This is a genomic window from Streptomyces sp. NPDC013157 (assembly GCF_042899865.1).
Taxonomy (GTDB): domain Bacteria; phylum Actinomycetota; class Actinomycetes; order Streptomycetales; family Streptomycetaceae; genus Streptomyces.
The window spans coordinates 300,402-315,609 of sequence record NZ_JBIBAK010000013.1 but is presented as its reverse complement, the minus strand read 5'-3'; the positions used below and the strand labels follow the sequence as shown (position 1 = coordinate 315,609).

The following is a 15,208-nucleotide window of genomic DNA, read 5'->3' as shown; positions in this document are numbered from 1 at the left end:
GTCAGGCGACGCTCGCACGGGGTGCCGGGTCGCCGGGTCCCGGGAGGAGCGCGCCGTGTCCGGCGCCGCCCAGGGCGGTGAGGAAGGAGCGGGCCCAGTGGTGGACGTCCCGCTCGCTCAGGTGCCGCCGCAGGTCCTGCATGCGGCGCCGGCCGTCCGCCGGGTCCAGGGTGAGGGCGGTGGCCATGACGTCCTGGAGTTCGTGCCGGTGGTGCGGGTTGACCAGCAGGGCCCGGGTGAGCTCCTGCGCGGCGCCCGCGAACTCGCTGAGCACCAGCGCCCCGCCCAGGTCGGGGCGGGCGGCGACGAACTCCTTGGCGACCAGGTTCATGCCGTCGCGCAGCGGTGTCACCAGCATGACGTCGGCGGCCCGGTAGAGGGCGGCGAGTTCGGTGCGGTCGACGGTGGTGTGCAGGTAGTGCACCGGGACCTGGCCGACCTGCCCGAACGTGCCGTTGATGTGCCCGACCCGGGCCTCGATGCGGGCGCGCTGGCGCCGGTAGTGCTCGACGCGTTCCCGGCTCGGGGTGGCGATCTGGACGAGGACGGTGTCCCGTGCGGTGGCCCGGCCGTCGGCGAGGAGTCCCTCGAAGGCGCGCAGCCGCTGGTCGATGCCCTTGGTGTAGTCGAGGCGGTCGACACCCAGCATGATCCTGCGGTCCTCGCCCAGCTGCCGGCGGATCTGCCGGGCCCGCACCCTTACGGTCTCGCCGGCGGCCAGTTCCTCCAGGCCGGCCGCGTCGACCGAGATCGGGAAGGCGCCGACGCGGACCTCGCGGTCGCCCACCAGGACGGTGCCGAGAACGGACGAGCGGGGTGCGTGTCCGACGCTCTCCGCCCGCCGCAGCCGGCGCACCAGGTTCAGGAAGTTCTGGGCGCCGCCCGGGAGTTGGAAACCGATCAGGTCGGCGCCGAGCAGGCCGTCGACGATCTGGCCGCGCCAGGGCAGCTGGAGGAAGAGTTCGGGCGGCGGGAAGGGGATGTGCAGGAAGAAGCCGATGCGTACGTCGGGCCGCAGGGCGCGCAGCAGTTGGGGGACGAGCATCAGCTGGTAGTCCTGGACCCAGACGGTCGCCCCCGGGGCGGCGAGGGCCGCCGCGTGCCGGGCGAAGCGCTGGTTGACCCGCTGGTAGCTCTGCCACCAGCCGCGGTCGAAGTCGGGCGGCACCACCACGTCGTGGAAGAGCGGCCACAGCGTGGTGTTCGAGAAGCCCTCGTAGTACTCCCGGTACTCGGTCTCGTCCAGCGGGACCGCGTGCAGCCGGACGTCCTGGTCGGGCAGGTCCGCGGGGGCGCCGCCGACGGTGGTCCCGGCCCAGCCCGCCCAGGCGCCCCGGCGGGCGCGCAGGATGGGCTCCAGGGCACTGACGAGTCCGCCCGGGCTGCGCCGCCAGCGCGGCCCGTCCGGGCCCTGGCTGTCCAGGTGGACCGGGAGACGGTTGGCGACGACGACGAAGTCCGCGTCGGACGCCACGGATGCGAGGGACTGGCTGGTCCTGGGCGTGTCCACTCCTGCTTTCCCTTCTGTATGGGGTGACGGCGCGGTGGAGCCGCGCCCCGAAGGGGCGCTGGGGGCACCCCCGGCCGAAGGCTGGGGGAGGAACTGCGCGACCAGCCACAACGAACCCGCAGACGAACAACGGCCCCTAAAGCGGAGCGTCCGCGCGGAAGTCGACGATCGTCTTGAGGTCGGTGGTGCTGCGGTAGTTCTTGAAGATCTCGACGAGCCCGTCGTAGTCCCGGAAGCTGTGCACGGTGGAGAGCAGGCGCCTGCCGTCGACGATGCCGGACAGCAGCATCTGCATGGCCGTCTGGATCACGTTCGCGGAGTGGTGCATCGGGAACGCGGTGACGTCGAAGGGCGAGGCGCTGATGTTGATGCCCTTGGCGAGCATCAGCCAGGTGTCGAACTTCTGCATCTCCTGGGAGGCCCCGTACAGCACGTACCGGCCCTTGGGCTTCAGCCGGCGCATCGCCACCCGGCGGGGGTCCTTCTCCTCGTCGTCGACGCGCACGGTGGGCAGCGCGTCGAAGACGTAGTCGAAGGTGTTCTCGGCGACCTCCGCGATGAGCTCCTCGGGCAGGTAGGCACGCTCGGAGAAGTGTTCCGTGGCGTGCTGGTTGCGCATCGGGTTGGCGTCGACGGAGACCACCTGGTTCGGGGCGAACAGGCGCTTGATGACGCTGCCGGCGATGATGCCGATCGGGCCGGTGCCCATGATGAGCACCTTGTCGCCGATCTTCGGCGGGTTGCCCAGTATGGAGCGGAGCGCGCCGGTGGTCGGCTCGATGAAGGAGGCCTGGAGGTCGTCGAGGGCGTCGGGGATCTTCACCGCGGCGGCCCGCAGGTCGTCGTTGAAGTTGCGGTCGGCCCAGAACACGTCCTCCTTGACCTCGCCGGAGAAGACCGGGCGCAGCGTCCGGTACTCGGCGAAGCCGCCGAAGTCGGTCTGTCCCCAGTAGACGATCCGGTCGCCGACCGCGATGTCGGAGCGGCTGAACTCCGGCCCCTTCTCGACGACTTCGCCGAGGTATTCGTGCCCCAGGATCACCGGGTACTCGGAGGGGAACAGGTGCCCTTCGAAGAAGGAGATGTCGGTCGAGCAGATCGACACGCAGCGGGTACGCAGCAGCAGGCCGTCGGCGGGCGCCGCCGGGCGCGGCACGTCGGCGAGCACGGTCTGGCGCGGGGCGAGGAGCTGGAGGGCCTTCATGGTCTGCATGGTTGTCCTTCCGGGCAGGTCGCGGTTGGGGAAGTGGGGCCGGTACCGGGGCGGTTCAGCGGCGCATGGCGAGGCCGCCGCCCAGCAGGTACTGGCCCGCCATCTCGACGTTGGTGGGCGAGAGGGTGATGTGCTTCGCGGCCGAGTGCGCGTCGCGGAAGTAGCGTTCGAGCAGGCTGCTCGCGTACAGCGAGGAGGTGCCCGCCACGGTGAACAGCGAGGTGATCGCCGCGCAGCTGAGCTCGGCCACGGTCGCCGCGGTCAGCCGGACCGTGGCGCTCAGCGCGTCGCCGCCGGTCTCGCCGTACCGCTCGGCGTGCCAGCCGGCGTCCGCGAGCAGCAGCCGCGCGGCCCGCACCTTCGCCTCGGCGCGGGCGTACCGGTCCTGGACGGTGTGACCGGCGGCCAGCGTGCTCGTGCCGGCGGCCGGCCGCTTGGTCAGGGCGAGCCGCTGGAACTCGCGCAGCGCACCGCGGGCCGCGCCCAGCACGGTCGACGACGAGCCGAACAGCCCGAAGTCGTAGTAGCTGATGCCGTAGCCGCGGGAGGGGCGGGCCGGCGGTGCGGCGAACATGTCCCGCTGGTCCACGGTGTACTGCTCGGCGACGAACACGTCGTCGACCTCGTAGTCCTCGCTGCCGGTGCCGCGCAGGCCGAGCGTGTGCCAGTTGTCCAGCATCCGTACGGCGGTCTTCGGGACGAACAGCATCCGGATCTCCGGGCCGCCCCGGTCCGTCGTGCGGGGTGTGCCGCCGACGGTGACGCGGGCCGCGCACACCAGCCAGGCGGCGTGCGCCGAACCGCTGGCGAAGCCCCAGCGGCCGGAGAGACGGTACCCGCCGTCGACCGCCTCGGCCGTGCCCGTCGGGTTGACCGAGCCGACCACCAACGCGTCCTGGTCCAGGAACAGTTCGCGGGCCTGCGGCTCCGGCAGGTAGTCCGAGAGCCGCCCGATGGCCGCCTGCACCCCCATCTGCCAGCCGACCGCCGGGTCCAGCCGGGCCAGCGCCTGCAGCGCCTGCGACCCGGTCTCCAACGGCACCTGGGAGCCGCCCAGTTCACGGGAGACCAGCATCCGGGGGAAGCCCGCGTCGCGCAGCGCCTCGAACACCGGGAGCGGCGAGAACCGCTGCCGCTCGCCCTCCTCGCGCCACTTCTCGATGACGGGGGCGATCGCGTCGACCCGGCCCAGCCAGTCGGCCGTCTGCGCCGACACGGGTTTCCCGTCGAGCAGGGCGAAGAACTCCCCGCCGTCGTGGTTGTGGTCCATACCCACCTCCTTGAAGTCGCTGGGAGCGTAGGCAGCGCGAACACGTGTGCAATACGGGAAACCGGACGGTACGAGCACGCGCCGAACGGCGGTTCCGGCCCCCGTCCGCGCCCGGCAAAGAGCGGCACGCGGGGACGGCAAGGGGCGGGAAAGGAACGGCAAAGGGGAGCGGGCCGAGGAGGATCAGGGGCAGCCGCGGCGGCGCCCTGCGGCACAGCACGGGGCGACGGCAGGGCCGGGCGGCCCACGGCACAGCCCCGGCGGCGGAAACGGCCGGCCCGCGACGGCCTCCGCAAGGCGACGGGCACCCGGGCCCTCGCCGCAGCCTCTCGGGCGACGGAGAAGGGCGGCCCGCAGGAGTCCGCGGGCCGCCCTGACGGGATGGGGAGGGTCAGCCGGTCTGTTCGAGGAGGCCGGCGAAGGCCAGCCACAGGTCGATGTGCTGGTGGACGGCGGCGATCAGCGCGGCTCGGCAGTGGCCGGGCACGGCGTCCGCCAGTACGGCGCCCTCGGCGCCGAGGAGCGCACGGTTGTCGAGCATCCGCAGCAGGAGCCGGCCGGGGTCCGAGAAGCGGATCGAGGGATCGCGGGCGAGCGCGGCGAGCGGGTCCTTGGCGCGGACGCGGCGCAGGGCCGGGCGGGCCGGGACGTCGGCGGGAGCGACCGCGGCCAGCGGCGCGGGTCCCCCGGACGCGGCGGTCCGCCGCGCCGGGACCGGGTCCTCGCCCCGCTCCACCCGGGCCCGCACGTCCCGGGCGGTGCCCACCGACACCCCGGCGGCGGAGGCGATCCGGCGCAGTGACGCGTCCGGATGCGCGCGCAGATACGCGGCGGCGCGTTCCCGTCCCGCGGAGGGGTCCACGGGACGGGCCCGGCCGTCCCGTCCCACCCGGGTGTTCAACTGGGGCCCGTCCCCGGATGAACGCGTCCGCAGGGTCGCGACGGTCTTCGTGGACAGCCCGGTGGCCTGCGCGATCGCGCGGTTCGACCACTCCGGGTAGGCGGCCAGGACGCGGCGGGCGGCCGCGGAACGCTCCTGCTGGTTGAGTCGCCGCCCGTGGTGCAGGTTCGCCCGCACGGAGGCCACGAACGTCTCCCGCTCGTCGCCGTCGAAGAACCGCACCTCGATCTCGGGGCGGCCGGCCAGCAGCGCCGCGGTGAGCCGGTGCATGCCGTCGACGACCCGCAGGGTGCGGCGGTTCACCAGGATCGGGGGCAGTTCGCCGATCTCCATGAGGGATCTGGCGTAGGCCAGGTCCACGTCCTCGGACCGGGGCGAGTCGGCGGGCGCCAGTGCGGCGACCGGCACGCTCTGCACCTGGGACAGCACCGGGTCCGGCCGGGTGGGGGGTGGGGATGTGGTCATGGCCGGCGGTCCACGAGCCCTCGGCCGAGGACGGCGAGCAGCGTGGCCACCCCGGCGGGACCGGGCACCCGCAGGTCGCAGTGGTCCCGCAGCTCCGGGACGGCCTCGGCGGGAAGGGCGGGCGCGCTGTAGACGGTGACGGCGGGCAGCCCCTGTGCCCGGCGTCCGGTCAGCAGCCGCAGGACCGGGAGGTCGGCGAGGTCGTCACCGGCGTACAGCACGGCGTGCGCGGGCCGTTCGGCGAGGAAGCCGGTCAGGGCCGTGGCCTTGTCGACGCCGTGCGGCCGTACCTCCAGGACCAGGCGGCCCGCCTCCACTCGCAGCCCGAGGCCGTCGGCCAGCGCCCGGACCGGAGGTTCCAGGAGCCGCAGGGCGGCGCCGGGGTCCGGACAGCCGCGGGTGTGCACGCCGATGCTGTGCGCCTTGTCCTCGATACGGGCGCCGACGCCGTGCCGGGCCAGCAGCGGGGGCAGTTGCCGGCGCAGCCGGTCGATCGCCGGGTGCGGTGCGGGGGTGCACAGCCGGCCCGTCGCCGAGTCCCAGCGCTGCAGGCCGTAGTGGCCGAGCACCGTGATCCGGGGTGCGCCGGTACCGGTGCGCAGGGCGGCCGCGGCCACCACGTAACCGGCCGGGCGGCCGGTTACGATCACCACGCGCACCCCGTGCCGGGCGAGGGTGACGAGGGCCGCGAGGGCCTGCGGCAGTGGGCGGGCGGTGGCGGGGTCGGTGACGATCGGGGCGAGGGTGCCGTCGAAGTCGACGGCCACGACCGCCTCCGCGGGCCGGTCGAGGAGCGCCCTCAGGCCCTGTGAGCCCGCGGGCGAGATCCCTGCGGAACCGGCCTTGCGTAAGGCCGGCCACAGCTCTTCGTCCGCCGTGCGGACAGGGCGAAGCGATGACGTGCTGGTCATGGTCGGTGTCTCCGTTGGCGTCCACATGTGGAAAGACGGGCGCTGAGGCAGCCGGGAACATCGGCGGTCCACGGCCGGTGGCCCTCGCCCGGACGGCCGGCCGCCTGACGGCAGGGCATCGGTCACCGGTGCGGAGGGAGGCGCGGCGGTTCACATTCGCGAGGAGTTCGCATACGCGAGGACCGGGGCCTCGCGGGAGAAGACGTCACATGGGTGGGCAGTACCGAAGACACTGGAGACCAGTGCCGGGCGACCGCAGCGGCGCCGGCTTCGGTGCACTTTCGGCCACGATCGTGCTGCTGCTGTACATACTCGGACATCCCCCGTCGTGTGTTCACACGCGTTCACACGGACTTCTGCGCAGTGGCGAGTCCACAGGGCGCCGGCCTTCGAAGGCCAGGGGAAGTTGTGGCCGATTGGACACAAGCGGCCAACTCCCCGCCCGCCGGCCCCTGTCCATCCGCTCGGGCACCGCCCGGACGCCGGGCTTCCGGTCCGGGGCTGCGGCCACCGGCCCGCCGGCCGCACCGCACCGACCTGCGAGGACACCGCCCATCCGGCATTTCGCACTACGATCCGGCAGATTCGGAGGGTCGGCGCGGACCCTACCTGAACGTACAGAATTCAATGAAGCAAACGGGGAGGAAGATGTGGACAGCAGGCCACCCGGAGACGCGCGACTCATTGACAGATCGGACGGCTTCTCCACCACGGCCTCGGAGCTCCTCGACCAGACCGTCAGCACCCTGACGGCGCTCACGGGTTCGGACATCGCCGCGAGCTACCGGACCCTGGCCGAAACGGACGGTCCGGTTCCATTGGCGGACGCCGACCGGCGGCTCGGCGGCCCGGGAAGCGCCGCCCGCCTGCTGGACCTGGGCCTCGCGCACGTCCTGCCGCACGACCCGCCGGTCCTCGCGGCGGCGGCCCCGGTACCGGCCCTGGAAGCGGCGTTGGCCCACAAACAGCACGAACTCAACGCCCAGTACGACATCGTCGCCCGCTCCCAGCGCGAGGCCGCGCACATCCGCCGGCTCGCGCACCGGCAGGCCCAGGAGGCCACCTCGCACCGGCTCGCCCGGGTGCTCACCGACTCCGACGACATCGCGGCCCTGTCCAACACCATCGGCACGGCGGCCACGGCGGAGCACCTGACGCTGGAGACGTTCCGCTACGACCTGCCCCTGTCGGAGGGCTCCGCGCAGCCGCCCACGGCCGCCTCCATCGCCCGGGGTGTACGGCACCGCAGCATCTACGAGGCCGCCTTCCTGAGCGATCCCGTGGGCGCCGGGATCATCGAGCGCTGCGCCGCGGCCGGAGAGGAGATACGGCTGCTGCCGCGGCTGCAGATGAAGCTGAAGGTCACCGACGGCGCCCAGGCCCTGCTCGCGCTCACCCCGACCGGCTCCAGCGCGGCCCTGCACCTGACCTCGCCGGTCGCCGTGGACGCGCTGCGCCACTACTTCGAGCTGCTGTGGCGCGAGGCCCGGCCGCTCACGCTCTCCGGCTCCTCCGGCAACGGGGACCGGGAGGGACAGCGCCACGAGATCGCGGCGCTGATGCGGCAGGGCCTCAAGGACGAGTCGATCGCCCGGCGCCTCGGGCTCACCCCGCGCACCGTGCGCCGCCGGATCAGCGAGTTCATGGAGGAACTCGCCGCCGAGACCCGCTTCGCCGCGGGCGCCGAGGCCCAGCGCCGCGGCTGGTTCGACGCACCGGCCGAGTAGTCCCCGCGAACGCCGAGGGCGGCCGTCCCCGCGGGACGGCCGCCCTCCCTACAGCTCGCGGGCGACTCAGACGGCCGAACCGGCCTTCCAGTCGGCCCAGTTCATGTTCCAGCCGTTGAGGCCGTTGTCGGGGGACACGGTCTTGTCACCGGTGTGGGAGACGACCACGACGTCACCGATGATCGAGTGGCTGTACATCCAGTAGGCCGGCGTGCTGGTGTCGTTGGCGCCCTTGGTGTCGGACAGGCCCACGCAGCCGTGGCTGGTGTTCACGGCGCCGAAGATGGACTTGGCGCCCCAGTAGTTGCCGTGCAGGAAGGTGCCGGAGCTGGTGAGCCGGATGGCGTGCGGCACGTCCTTGATGTCGTACTCGCCCTTGCCGTCGCTGTCGGTGAAGCCCACGGTCGCGCCGTTCATGCGCGTCTCCTTGAACTTCTCGGACATCACCATGATGCCGTTGTACGTCTTGTTGTCGGGCGAACCGGCGGAGATCGGGATGGTCTTGACGGTCTTGCCGTCCTGGGTGACCTTCATCTCCTTGGTCTGGGCGTCGACGTAGGAGACCTGGTTGCGGCCGATGTGGAAGGTGACCGTCTTCTGCTGGACGCCGTAGACACCGGAGGCGCCCTCGACGCCGTCGAGCGCCAGCTTCAGCGTGACGGTGGAGTTCTCCTTCCAGTAGTCCTCGGGGCGGCAGTCCATGCGCTGGGTGGAGAACCAGTGGCAGGCGACCTCCTGGCCGCTGCTGGAGGTGACCGTGACGCCCTTCTGGACGGCGGCCTTGTTCGTTATCTGCTTGTCGAAGTTGATCGACACGGGCATGCCGACGCCGACGGTCGAGCCGTCCTCGGGGGTGAAGGTGCCTATGAAGCTGTTGGCCGGGGAGACCGTGGTGAAGGACGCGTTCTCGTGCGCGACCAGGCCGGCGGAGTCCTTGGCCTCGGCGGCGACCTTGTAGGTCGTGGACCGCTCCAGCTGGGCGGAGGGCTTCCAGCTGGTCTTGTCCGCGGACAGCGCGCCGGCGACCGCCGTGCCGTCGGCGGTGGTCATGGTGACGCCGGTGAGCGTGCCCTTGCTGACGGTGACGGCCGCGGAGTTGTTGATCGACGCGTTGGACGAGCCGTCCTTGGGCGTGATGGTGATGTCGGCCTTCGACGACTTCTTGGCCGCGGCCTCGTCCGCCTGGGCCTGCGAGCTCTGGCCGCCGCCGGACGCCTTGTCGTCGCTGCCGGAACACGCCGTGAGCACCAGTACACCGCCGAGCAGTGCGGACGCGGCCACCAGGCCCTTGCGCCGCTTACTGTCCGTCATCACACGCTTCTCCATCGTTGCCGAGTCCGCGAACACACCGAGAGTCCCCGTCAGGAAGTCCCAACGCTGCGGCCGCGTCGTCCCGTTCCACATTCTTCGGATCTGTGGGGCACAACACGCCCACAGGGGCGGCCGGTGCGGGAGAGACCGGTCCGCGCGCCCCCTGGGACGACGAAACCCCGGACGGCGGTTGCCGCCCGGGGTCACCGGTTCCCCGGATCACTCAGCCGATGCCGCCCTCTTCGTCGTCGCCCTCGCCATCATCCTCGTCGAGATCCCAGTCCGGCGAATCAGGATCGTAGGAAATCCGCTCGCTGGACCAGGAGGCCTGCTGGAGCTCAACCCCGGGCACCTCGCTGACCAGGTCGAACGGATCCACGAGATAGGCGAGAGCCTCGGCGGTGTCTTCCGTCACAGCGGCCTCGGCCTGGGTCCGCTCCTCGCCGGGCAGGTCGGGATCCGCGGCGATCCGGCGCAGCGCGGCCTTGGTGAGTCCGGCGGTGTCCTCCACCTCGAGGACCAGCTCCACCCGAAGCCGCACAAAACGTGATGTCTCTGGAGTGCTCATGGCGGGAGCGTACGACCGAAACCTCCCGTGACTTTCCCGTGACCCGCGATTTTCACTAACATCTGCCCACACGGCCAATTCGCCAGCGTCACAAGGGGATCGATATTCCGTGTCATCCGCTCGCCGCCCGTTGCTGACCGCCACCGCCGCAGGCACGCTCCTGTGCGCTCTGTGGTTCGTTCCGTCCGCCCACGCGTCGCAGGACGCCCAGACGAGAACCGGCACGTCGGAGAGTACGGCGACCCGGGTCACCCAGCAGGCGAGGGCGCTGTCCGAGGCCACGTCCGAGGCGACCGGGGACGCCACCCACCTCGCCGACACCGGCAGCCCGGACACCACCCCGTACGTCATCGGCGGCACCCTTTTCCTCGCCGTCGGCGCGGGCTTCGTGGTCTATTCGGTCCGCCGGGAACGCCTGGAGTTCTAAACAACTTGACCACTCCTTGACCGGGGACTCACAGTCCTCTCATGAAGAGATCACCGGGCGTGCGGACCTGCGCCCTCGCCGTAGGCGGCGTGCTGTCCCTCGCCCTCATCACGGGCTGCTCCGACGGGAGTTCCACGGACGCCTCGGACACCGCGCACAAGGCGTCCACCGTCAAGGCGCTGGGCACCGCGGAGTTGAAGCAGCGGATCCTCGCGCAGGGCGAGGTGGACGGCTACAAGGTCAACGCGATCGGCGAGGCCGCGACCCGGAACACCGTCAGGTCCAGCGACGAGAAGTGCCGCCCGCTCGCCTACGTCCTCACCGGCCTCGCCCCGGCCGACCCGGCGTCCGAGATCGGCCGCACGGTACGCGAGGACAAGAAGGACCCCACCGACGACGCGACCTCCCTCGACGACATGGCCGACGGCAAGTTCGAGAGCGCGCTCAAGGACTCCCTGAACCTCGACATCACCTCCCTCGACCTGTCGTCGTACGACGGCGACGGCGCGCGGCAGGCCCTGCAGGCCCTCTCGGCCGCCCTCGAGAACTGCACCACGGGCTTCACGGGCGGCACCTCCGGCGACGAACAGAAGGTCACGAAGGTCACGCCGGCCAAGGCGTCCGGATCGGGCGACGAGTCGATCGCCTTCACCGCCACCACCGACATGGACGGCGACAAGGGGCCGCTGCACGCGGAGGTGGTCCGCTACGGCAACACGGTCGCCACGTACTTCACGATGAACATCGGCGCGATGATGACCGGCAAGACGTACACGGTCCCACCGGCGGTGATCAAGGCCCAGTCGGCGAAGCTGACGTAGATCGCGCAGTTCCCCGCGCCCCTTTGGGGGCGCGGGGAACTGCGCAATCTTGGGGGCGCGGGGAACTGCGCGACCGGCCCCCACCCGCCCGCGGCCAGACGGCTACCGCAGCGCCCCGGTCACCTTCTCCGCCGCCGCGACAACGCCCCCGCCCCGCACGAACTCCTCCGCCGCGGCCAGATCCGGCGCGAGGAACCGGTCGGGCCCAGGCCCCTGCACCCCCGCGGAGCGCACCGCGTCGATCACGGCCCGGGACGCCGGCGCCGGCGCCAGCCCCTCCCGCAACTCGACGGCCCGGGTGGCCGCATACAGCTCGACGGCGATGATCCGCGTCAGATTGCCCACGGCCGTCCGCAGCTTGCGCGCGGCCGACCACCCCATCGACACGTGGTCCTCCTGCATCGCCGAGGACGGGATCGAGTCGGCCGACGCCGGAACGGCCAGCCGCTTCAGCTCGCTGACCAGCGCCGCCTGCGTGTACTGGGCGATCATCAGCCCCGAGTCGACGCCCGCGTCGTCCGCCAGGAACGGCGGCAGCCCGTGGCTGCGGTTCTTGTCCAGCAACCGGTCCGTCCGCCGCTCGGCGATGGACCCGAGGTCGGCCACCGCGATGGCGAGGAAGTCGAGGACGTAGGCGACCGGCGCGCCATGGAAGTTGCCGTTCGACTCCACCCGGCCGTCGGGGAGCACGACCGGGTTGTCGACGGCCGACGCCAGCTCCCGCTCGGCCACCAGCCGCGCATGCGCGAGCGTGTCCCGCCCGGCCCCGGCGACCTGCGGAGCACACCGCACCGAGTACGCGTCCTGGACGCGCGGCGCGTCGTCCTGGTGGTGCCCGGTGAGCTGGGAACCCTGGAGCACGGCGAGCATGTTGGCGGCGCTGTCGCCCTGCCCCGGATGCGGCCGGATGGCGTGCAGCTCGGGCGCGAGAACCTTGTCCGTACCGAGCAGCGCCTCAAGGCTCAACGCGGCCGTGACATCGGCCGACTTGTAGAGCATGTCCAGGTCGGCGAGGGCCATGACCAGCATGCCGAGCATGCCGTCGGTGCCGTTGAGGAGGGCCAGACCCTCCTTCTCGCGCAGTTGCACGGGGGCGATCCCGTGCTCGGCGAGCAGCTCACCGGCGGGCCGGACGACCCCGTCGGGGCCTTCGGCGTCGCCCTCGCCCATGAGCGTGAGGGCGCAGTGCGAGAGCGGGGCCAGGTCCCCGGAGCAGCCCAGGGAGCCGTACTCGTGCACGACCGGGGTGATTCCGGCGTTCAGGACGTCGGCCATGGTCTGGGCGACCTCGGGACGCACACCGGTGTGTCCGGAGCAGACGGTCTTCAGCCGCAGGAACATCAGGGCCCGTACGACCTCGCGCTCCACCCGCGGCCCCATGCCGGCCGCGTGCGAACGGACGATGTTGCGCTGCAACTGGGCCCGCAGCTCCGGACTGATGTGCCGGGTCGCCAGGGCGCCGAAGCCGGTGCTGACGCCGTAGACCGGCTCCGGCTTGGCCGCCAGCGCGTCCACGATCTCGCGGGCCGCCGCGAGCGCCGCGACCGCCTCCGCGGAGAGTTCGATCCGGGCGCCGCCGCGCGCCACGGCGAGAACGTCGGACGCGGTGACACCGGACGTCCCCACCACCACAGTGTGCATATCCATATTCAGGAGCGTACGCAGTGAATGCGGGAGCTGTCACTACTGGGGTACGGGGTTGCCCCTTACTTCTACGTCACAGTCCCTACGCCACAGCCTGTACGTCACACCCCCCGACGCCCGCGGAAGCTCCGCCGCTCGGCCCGCTCCGGAGGCGGCGCGTCGGCCAGCCGCACCACGGGATCGTCCGGGCCCTCCCGCCCGGCCACCACCGGCCGGTCGGCGCGCAGCGCCTTGGCCCGGTACTGGGCCGCGTCGGCGAGCCGGAACAGCCGGCGCCCCGAGCGCACCGGCCCGATCGGGTCGGCGGTCGAGGCGATCCCGCACGCGACCCCCTCGCCCAGCTCCAACTCCCCCGCCCGGCTGCAGAGTTCACCGGCCGCCTTGACCACGTCGTCGGCCGGCGGGCCGACCGCGAGCAGACAGAACTCGTCCCCGCCGAGCCGCGCGGCCAGCGCACCCGGAAGCATCGCCCCGCACAGCGACAGCACCGAGCCGAAGCGCTCCAGGAGACGGTCGCCGACGGCGTGCCCGCAGGTGTCGTTGACCTTCTTCAGCCCGTTGAGATCGCAGACGACGAGGCTGACCACGGCCCCTTCCGCGCGGTGCTGCTCGATCGCCTCGTCGAGCCGTACGTCGACGGCGCGGCGGTTGGCGAGCCCGGTGAGGGCGTCGGTGTACGCGAGCCGGCGCGCCTCCTCCAGCCGCTCGGTCTGCGCGATCCCTGCGGCGACGACGGAGGCGAGAACGGTGGCGAAGTCGGCGTCGGCGCGGCCGAAGACGGGGGTGCGGACGGCGCGGGCCACGTACAGCTCACCCCAGGCCCTGCCGTGCAGCACGATCGGGGCGACCAGGCAGCAGCCTCGGCCCCGGCGGCGCAGGGCGGCGACGCGCTGGTGGGAGTAACCGGGGCGGCCGGCGGCGGGGCCCTCGGCCGTCTCGACCCAGGCGTTGGGGCCGCCGCCGCCCGCCCAGCGTTCGTGGAGGAACTCGGTGATCTCCGGGAACTGGTGCACCGGATAGGCCTCGGCCTCCGGGAACTCCTCCTCGTCCGGGGCGCGCTCCCCGACGTTCACGAGGACCCGGAGCCGGCCGAGCTCGCGCTCCCAGACGGAGAGCGCGGCGAAGCTGCCGTCGAGCGCACGGCAGGCGCCGGCCGCGGCGGCGTGCCAGCACTCACGTGGGGTGTGAGCCGCGGCCATGCCCTGAGCCAGCGCGACGACGGCTGCCAGCCGGTTGTCCTCACCCATTACTCCAGGTTAGGGATGATTTGGTTTATTCGGGACATTGGTAAGGCGAACAGGTGCTGCCGGGTGGGGCGCCGTCACGGACCGCGGGCCGGTGGGGGCTGATCGCGCAGCTCCTCCCCCAGCCTTCGACCGGGGGAGGCACCCTGCAAGCGCCGGCAAGCGTCCCCACCCCCCGCCCCGGCCCACCCGCACCTCACTCCCCCGGCCACTCCGGCGGACGCTTCTCGTTGAACGCCGCCACACCCTCCGCCCGGTCCCCCGAGAACGCCACCGTCCGCCACGCCGCGTCCTCGACCTCCAGCCCCGTCCGCAGATCGAGCCCGTGCCCCAGCCGCAACGCCCGCTTCGCCGCCCGCAGCCCCACCGGCGAGTTCGCCGCCATCCGCGCCGCCAGCTCCAGCGCCGCCTCGCCGTCCCGCCCCGCCTCCACCAGCTCGTCGACCAGACCCAGCGCACGCGCCTCCGGCGCCTCCACCCGCCGCGCCGAGAAGACCAGCTCGGCCGCCCGCGCCGCCCCCACCCGACGCGGCAGCAGCTGCGTACCGCCGCCGCCCGGGATCACGCCCACCGACACCTCGGGCAGGCCCACCACGGCCGTAGCGTCGGCCACGATCACGTCGCAGGACAGGGCCAGTTCGAAGCCCCCGCCGAGCGCGTAGCCGTGCACGGCGGCGATCGTCGGCATCGGCAGCTCCAGCACGCCGGTGTACGCCCCACGGGACAGCGGCCGCGACCGGAGCAGCTCCGCGTCGCTCATCGCGTTGCGCTCCTTCAGGTCGGCGCCGACACAGAACGCCCGCTCGTGCGAGGAGGTCAGCACGACCACCCGGGCGTCCCGGTCGGCGGCCAGCGCGGCGCACGCGGCGATGACCGAGCGGGCCATCGCCGTCGACACCGCGTTCATCGCCTTGGGCCGGTCCAGCACGAGTTCCGCGACGTGCCCGTGCCGCCGTACCAGCACGAACTCCCCGTACCGCTCCTCGCTCATGTCAGTCACCCTCCGCTCGACCCGGCTACGGGTTAACGCCTGTTAACTCCCCGATCATCGCAGCCGGGGCAGGCCGGAGGAAAGGGGCACCGACCCGTCGCGGACACCCTCGTTCGAGTGACATCCCGGGAGACTCCCGGCGCACGCCCCACGAGAGCGCATAACGTGCGCTCGCCACGGCGCATCGGGGGGCGCGCAGCGGGGA

At 72.4% G+C, this 15,208-nt stretch carries 13 protein-coding genes; 3 read left to right on the top strand and 10 right to left on the bottom strand.

Translation table 11 applies throughout. From position 1 onward, the window contains the following. Position 1: 1 nt before the first annotated feature. The 5 genes from ACFY6U_RS34135 to otsB all read right to left on the bottom strand — a co-directional run bounded on the left by ACFY6U_RS34135 (position 2) and on the right by otsB (position 6,270). Positions 2-1,510, bottom strand: a complete 1,509-nt coding sequence (locus tag ACFY6U_RS34135; RefSeq protein ID WP_390044414.1) for a trehalose-6-phosphate synthase — start codon at positions 1,508-1,510, stop codon at positions 2-4. Positions 1,511-1,646: 136 nt separating this feature from the next. Continuing rightward, positions 1,647-2,723: a zinc-binding dehydrogenase gene (locus tag ACFY6U_RS34130; RefSeq protein ID WP_390044412.1), complete on the bottom strand. Its 1,077-nt coding sequence runs from the start codon at positions 2,721-2,723 to the stop codon at positions 1,647-1,649. Positions 2,724-2,778: 55 nt separating this feature from the next. Continuing rightward, positions 2,779-3,993, bottom strand: a complete 1,215-nt coding sequence (locus ACFY6U_RS34125) for an acyl-CoA dehydrogenase family protein (RefSeq protein ID WP_390044410.1) — start codon at positions 3,991-3,993, stop codon at positions 2,779-2,781. Between the two features lie 391 nt (positions 3,994-4,384). Then, complete coding sequence (locus ACFY6U_RS34120) at positions 4,385-5,359, bottom strand: ParB/RepB/Spo0J family partition protein (RefSeq protein ID WP_390044408.1); 975 nt, start codon at positions 5,357-5,359, stop codon at positions 4,385-4,387. Continuing rightward, positions 5,356-6,270, bottom strand: a complete 915-nt coding sequence (gene otsB / locus ACFY6U_RS34115; protein WP_390044406.1) for a trehalose-phosphatase — start codon at positions 6,268-6,270, stop codon at positions 5,356-5,358. Before otsB ends, ACFY6U_RS34120 begins: the two co-directional genes overlap by 4 nt. 650 nt (positions 6,271-6,920) lie before the next feature. On the opposite strand from otsB, the gene ACFY6U_RS34110 reads away from it, so the two are divergent. Continuing rightward, positions 6,921-7,997, top strand: coding sequence for a helix-turn-helix domain-containing protein (locus ACFY6U_RS34110; protein ID WP_390044404.1), 1,077 nt, complete (start codon positions 6,921-6,923; stop codon positions 7,995-7,997). Between the two features lie 66 nt (positions 7,998-8,063). Here ACFY6U_RS34110 and ACFY6U_RS34105 read toward each other — a convergent pair whose 3' ends face one another. After that, positions 8,064-9,308, bottom strand: a complete 1,245-nt coding sequence (locus tag ACFY6U_RS34105) for an Ig-like domain-containing protein (protein WP_351486182.1) — start codon at positions 9,306-9,308, stop codon at positions 8,064-8,066. Positions 9,309-9,531: 223 nt separating this feature from the next. After that, positions 9,532-9,876, bottom strand: a complete 345-nt coding sequence (locus tag ACFY6U_RS34100; RefSeq protein WP_390044402.1) for a hypothetical protein — start codon at positions 9,874-9,876, stop codon at positions 9,532-9,534. 109 nt (positions 9,877-9,985) lie between these two features. Between ACFY6U_RS34100 and ACFY6U_RS34095 the strand changes: the two genes are divergently transcribed. Next, a complete protein-coding gene (locus tag ACFY6U_RS34095; protein WP_390044401.1) occupies positions 9,986-10,303 on the top strand; it encodes a hypothetical protein in 318 nt (105 codons plus the stop codon). Between the two features lie 41 nt (positions 10,304-10,344). Further along, complete coding sequence (locus tag ACFY6U_RS34090; protein WP_390044399.1) at positions 10,345-11,124, top strand: hypothetical protein; 780 nt, start codon at positions 10,345-10,347, stop codon at positions 11,122-11,124. A gap of 102 nt (positions 11,125-11,226) precedes the next feature. Here ACFY6U_RS34090 and hutH read toward each other — a convergent pair whose 3' ends face one another. The 3 genes from hutH to ACFY6U_RS34075 all read right to left on the bottom strand — a co-directional run bounded on the left by hutH (position 11,227) and on the right by ACFY6U_RS34075 (position 15,003). After that, entirely contained in the window at positions 11,227-12,765 is a 1,539-nt protein-coding gene (hutH, locus tag ACFY6U_RS34085; RefSeq protein WP_390044462.1) for a histidine ammonia-lyase, read from the bottom strand. 104 nt (positions 12,766-12,869) lie between these two features. Next, positions 12,870-14,015, bottom strand: a complete 1,146-nt coding sequence (locus ACFY6U_RS34080) for a diguanylate cyclase domain-containing protein (RefSeq protein WP_390044397.1) — start codon at positions 14,013-14,015, stop codon at positions 12,870-12,872. 193 nt (positions 14,016-14,208) lie between these two features. Then, the gene (locus ACFY6U_RS34075; protein ID WP_351485234.1) at positions 14,209-15,003 is read right to left on the bottom strand and encodes an enoyl-CoA hydratase-related protein; all 795 of its coding nucleotides are present in this window, start codon (positions 15,001-15,003) and stop codon (positions 14,209-14,211) included. Between the last annotated feature and the right edge of the window lie 205 nt (positions 15,004-15,208).

Coding starts and splice junctions, on each gene's coding strand:
- ACFY6U_RS34125 (WP_390044410.1), bottom strand. CDS start 3,993: ATGGACCACAACCACGACGGCGGGGAGTTCTTCGCCCTGCTCGACGGG.
- ACFY6U_RS34080 (WP_390044397.1), bottom strand. CDS start 14,015: ATGGGTGAGGACAACCGGCTGGCAGCCGTCGTCGCGCTGGCTCAGGGC.
- otsB (WP_390044406.1), bottom strand. CDS start 6,270: ATGACCAGCACGTCATCGCTTCGCCCTGTCCGCACGGCGGACGAAGAG.
- ACFY6U_RS34120 (WP_390044408.1), bottom strand. CDS start 5,359: ATGACCACATCCCCACCCCCCACCCGGCCGGACCCGGTGCTGTCCCAG.
- ACFY6U_RS34100 (WP_390044402.1), bottom strand. CDS start 9,876: ATGAGCACTCCAGAGACATCACGTTTTGTGCGGCTTCGGGTGGAGCTG.
- ACFY6U_RS34130 (WP_390044412.1), bottom strand. CDS start 2,723: ATGCAGACCATGAAGGCCCTCCAGCTCCTCGCCCCGCGCCAGACCGTG.
- ACFY6U_RS34105 (WP_351486182.1), bottom strand. CDS start 9,308: ATGACGGACAGTAAGCGGCGCAAGGGCCTGGTGGCCGCGTCCGCACTG.
- hutH (WP_390044462.1), bottom strand. CDS start 12,765: ATGCACACTGTGGTGGTGGGGACGTCCGGTGTCACCGCGTCCGACGTT.
- ACFY6U_RS34075 (WP_351485234.1), bottom strand. CDS start 15,003: ATGAGCGAGGAGCGGTACGGGGAGTTCGTGCTGGTACGGCGGCACGGG.
- ACFY6U_RS34090 (WP_390044399.1), top strand. CDS start 10,345: ATGAAGAGATCACCGGGCGTGCGGACCTGCGCCCTCGCCGTAGGCGGC.